At 56.1% G+C, this 4,427-nt stretch carries 5 protein-coding genes and 1 pseudogene; all 6 read right to left on the minus strand.

What is annotated here, in order from left to right; all coding sequences use genetic code 11:
- Nucleotides 1–633 (minus strand): DUF932 domain-containing protein (locus tag ACR0AU_RS21810; RefSeq protein ID WP_480796320.1); only part of this gene is annotated, 633 nt, incomplete at its 3' end.
- A gap of 1,049 nt (nt 634–1,682) precedes the next feature.
- Complete coding sequence (locus ACR0AU_RS21815) at nt 1,683–1,886, minus strand: hypothetical protein (RefSeq protein WP_152459998.1); 204 nt, start codon at nt 1,884–1,886, stop codon at nt 1,683–1,685.
- A 791-nt stretch (nt 1,887–2,677) separates the two neighbouring features.
- Nucleotides 2,678–3,220, minus strand: coding sequence for a hypothetical protein (locus ACR0AU_RS21820; RefSeq protein WP_480791299.1), 543 nt, complete (start codon nt 3,218–3,220; stop codon nt 2,678–2,680).
- A gap of 12 nt (nt 3,221–3,232) precedes the next feature.
- Nucleotides 3,233–3,655, minus strand: a complete 423-nt coding sequence (locus ACR0AU_RS21825; protein WP_480796321.1) for a PIN domain-containing protein — start codon at nt 3,653–3,655, stop codon at nt 3,233–3,235.
- Nucleotides 3,652–3,885, minus strand: a complete 234-nt coding sequence (locus ACR0AU_RS21830; RefSeq protein WP_152459995.1) for a FitA-like ribbon-helix-helix domain-containing protein — start codon at nt 3,883–3,885, stop codon at nt 3,652–3,654. Before ACR0AU_RS21830 ends, ACR0AU_RS21825 begins: the two co-directional genes overlap by 4 nt.
- Before the next feature lie 170 nt (nt 3,886–4,055).
- Nucleotides 4,056–4,427 (minus strand): annotated as a pseudogene (locus ACR0AU_RS21835) (hypothetical protein); the annotation flags it as partial.

The raw sequence follows: 4,427 nt of genomic DNA on the forward strand, positions 1-4,427 counted from the left end.
AGCGTCAGCCTGAACCGGCGCGGGCTTTCCATCTTCCTTGTGAGCCTCGGGAAAGCGCAGTTCATGCACCACTTCCGCGAACACCTTGCGCTCGGCGTCGTCCAGAGAGATACCTTTGAAGGTTTCAACCTGCTCGGCCACATGGGGCGCATCTTCCAAAACAGTGTATGCGCCTTCGATCACCTCATGAATGGCGTCACCAGAATGGCGCACCTTCACCTCGTTAAAGCTGTCGCCAACCATCAGGCCATTAGCGCAGACAAACCGAAAGAAACCCGGCACCATCTGATAGCTGCTGGTTCCATCATTGGCGTTGACCAAGATGATTTCAAAGGCTTCGCCTTCGGCATTGGTGATTGAGCGGTGGCGCAAGCGCAGCATGTGTTTGGTGAACTCGGCTTTGCCTTCAATGCGGGTGTTGGCCTGCTGAGCAAAGAATGGGTCAAACCCTTCCTTACGCAGTCCGGTCAGAACGTCGATTGTCGGCACCACAACAAAGCGGTCAGACCGGCTTTCGTGGGCTTCGGTTGCGAAGATCGAGGGCACGGCGGAGCGCAGTTGATCGTCGGTCAAGGCTTCCCCTGTGACCAGACCACCGCAGGACATTCCGCTCATATAACGATTGTAACCCATAGACTTACTTCCTTTCTTTCGTGGCGATGCGGTTGCCGGTGTTTCCCAGCTTTCCGCCAATGGGCGCGGCCTTCTGATCTGTTAGCTGATAGATGGACCACATCTATCGGCTGGCAGAACAGGAGGGCGAAGCCCTGCCTGTGGCCCGGGGCGGGACTGTCACGGGGTCGGAGTGGCGAAAAAATGGGAGGGAACCGCGCGCTTGCGCGTGGGAGGAACCGGGTTTTTTGACATGGAGACGACGCGCACCGCGCGGCGCTTGCCCCTTGACCGGCCCGACACAGGATGCGGGCGGATCGGGATGATGGGACCGGCCTGCCGGTCACAGCAGACCCACTATTGGACAATGCCAGGGCCGGGGTGAGCGCGCTTTAGCGCGTCGATCCCCTGCCCTGTCCAATAATCAATGCGAGCCGCGCGCCTCGCGCGGATCTCCCAGACCTCTTGCAAAAGCGGGCGTTACCCGAAGGGCCGAAACAAGCAAGTCCTGGCGACCATTTGGCCGCGGTTAAGCTGGCTCGGGACGAGACAGATTCACCGCATCAGGCCGAAGGGAGAAAGGGCGTGGTTGGTTCGGGGCGTAAGCCGGTCTGCCGGCTGAAGCCTAGCACGCGGTCACGCGCCCCAAGGCGCGGGATTTGCGCATAACGCCGTCATTTGTACAGCGCAGCCTACTGTACAGAGTTTTGGCGGCTTTCAATTGAAGGTGATGTTTTAGGAACCGCACCGGCCTGATCAAATGGGAGGAAGTGATCATAATTTAGCCGGAGGGAACGGCTGGTTGTGGCCGGTGCGGTCGTATTGTGAGTGGCGTCTTTGCAAGCACCGCATTTCTTATCTCAAAATGAGGCCGAAGAAAGACGTAACCGACTAGGGAACCAGGTGGATACATCTGTTTGCTGGAACTGGCCTCAAAATGAGATCAGCGACGGCCAATGACGCTGCAGGTGTGCGCCGCCAAGGCATCGGCTACGACAATCTGGGACGCCATTGCGTCCGGACCGAAGCCGGAGCAAAGGAAAGGGCGACTTGCGCCGCCCTACCCCTTTTTATTCGGTCACCTGTTCGTTGTCGTCATTGCGTTTCGGGAAGGCCACCATTTCGACGCCGGGGAACATATCGTGTTTGACCTGGATCGAGGTGATGTTGCCGTGATCGTCAGTGTTTACGAACGCGACACCGCAGCGGTTCCAGAAGTTTTTGCCATCTTTTTCACCGGCTTTGACGTTCAGCTTCAGAGTTTGAGTTGCCATTGTTTGATCCTCGTTTTTTGAGTGTTTCGATGAACATGGAAGAAGCGGGCATAAAGGGGGTGTCAGCAGGTAATTTGCTCCGCGAGGAATGCGCGATCAGCGCAGGGGAAATTACCTGTTGAAGCGGAGCGCCCGGAACGGGGGCTGCGCGGCTCCCCCGACTGCCCGCTTATGTTCATCAGAGAAGAAACACGTGAACGAGGATCTTCACTGGCAACGGGATTGAGGCTGTCAGACCGAGTGAAAGGCAAGAGCTTCTGGGCCCGCTGCGACCGGAACGCTTGAACAAAGAGAAACGCGGCAACATCACCTCGATCCGACAGATGGGCATTGGGCGAATCCGCGATCTGGCCGCTTTCCCGAAACGGAATGACCTGCGGAACAAGGATTAAGGGCGCGGTGGCGGCGCAAGTCGCCGGTTCTTGCTGGCAGCGGCGCAAGAAGCATCCGCTGCTACGGGAAAGCCCTAATTTCGGCCTGCGTTTGAGTCGGTTATCAAAGTCTCAACCCTACCACTTACCGCTCACTGACGGTAATTCCCCCAGAGGCCAGCATCTACCCCCTCATGCTGGCCTCTTTCAATTCCCGAAACCATGATGAAGAAACGCGGCCTGGCCGCTGAAGCGGCCCCTTGCGCTGGAAGCGCACAGTCCTGATGGAGCGGGGTTCCAACCCCGCGCGATCAGGACAACAAGGACATTGCACCATCAAGCCGCCGGTAAGAAAAAAGGCCCACCGAAGTGGGCCAGTATCTCTCGCCACAAGAGGAAAATGAAAGAATCTTGGTGAAGCTATCGCTTGCGCGCCCGATCGACAACGCCGTCATAGGTGATCGCGGTAATCCGGTCCTCAGTACGACGGGTCATTTCGATCCCATCACCTGTCATTGTTGTTTCCGCATGTTCGGTCCATTTGAAAATGCTGCCATCCGCTTCGACATGGGTTTCATCTTCAGCGGAACGTCGTTTGACAGACCCATCATGTCGAACCTCAATAATTGTGCCATCCGCCATTCGGACGGTTACAGAATGATCTTCGACCGCAACCCCTTGCCACCAGCTTTCTGCATCACGACGCACAACAATCCGACCGGGGTGCAGCTTGATTTGCACATCCTGAGTGTCCTCCGGGTCGGCGGCTTTGACCACAACAATGGCCTCCTGCTCGCTCGGATCGCCATGAACGGACGCGCTGCCGTTCTTCGGGGGCCAGAACTTCGGCTCGCTGCGCTGCCGTTTGTTCTGGTCCTTGTGGAACGCAATATACATCTGCGCGGACTTCCAGACGCGGCGAATGGCGCTCTCTGGTGCTGTTGGGGTGGTGGCTTTGGTCATTCTTCCAGTCCCTCAATCGGATGGGTGATCCCAAGGATTCAAAACATTGACACCTAAGAACTGAAACGGCTTCACGTCTCTTGTTGCGACTGAAAAACCGTGTGTCTTTGCAATTGCCGCAATCTGCGCGTCCGCCAACTTCACGTCATAGGCTTTCGCTTCGGCTTGCATGGTTGCAAGGGCCTCCGCAGCCGCACGGTCAAATGGCAAAATCCGGTTGCCGCACAGACGGCCTAGCGTAAAGTCGAACCCCTTCCAAAGCGCAGCTTTCCGGTTGCCGTCAGGCAATAATTCGATCCCGTAACGTACCTCAAAGATGGTGATCGTCGTGGTATAAAACTGCGCGCTATGCAGCGCATTCAACCACCCAATCACCGCCTTGGAAGGGCTTTCCATCATCGGGTCGGACAGCACGTTTGTGTCTAGAATAATCACCCGAAGTCCGCCGGTTCTGCTTTGTCGCCACTACGTTCAATATCTGGCAAGAATGCATTAAGGCCCTGCACGTATTCCACAATCACGTCGCCAACCTTCTCGGCTGGCCGTGACGCCTCATCGAGAAGTTGCCGCGCGGCTTCCTCAGTGCTGATGCCACGTTCTGCCGCGACAAACCGAACGCGACTGTGAACGTCATCAGATAGATTTCTGACTGTCAGATTTGCCATTTCATCCTCCATGTTTGATAATGACAGCATATTGCTGATATGATGGCAGTGCAAGCAAATAGCAAGTATGCTATCATTTTTTCATTGCGTTTCGGCAGTCACCTTGCGGGAATACGTCATGATTAAATCCCTGCTGGGAACAGGGCGCAATGCGCCCTGCCCTAATTGTTTTAGAAGCACTCAGGGACCCATGCGTCAATGCGGGCTTTCTGTTCGGCGGTGATGCGCAAAGCCTTTTGATGCTCTGGATCGTTGAACAGTTTGTGCAGCGCTTGGTTCTTCTCGCCCTTCTTGGACTTGCTGAACGCGCGGTAGGCATCGGTGTCCATGTGCAAATCCAGAAGGTCTTTGTACAGTTCATCCAACTGTACAGCCTTGAGCCGCTTGAAGCAGTTCGTCTCGGAAGGCGTCCAGATCGAGCGAATATCAGCATCAACATCAGCCGCGATTTCAGCCATGAAGTCGGCCTGCTGGGTTGTAAAGCGCCGCGCGAGAAACGCGGTGATTTCGCCGTTGCGGGTTTTCTTGCCCAGATCGCGGAA

It is taken from the genome of Ruegeria sp. CG1 (assembly GCF_056537265.1).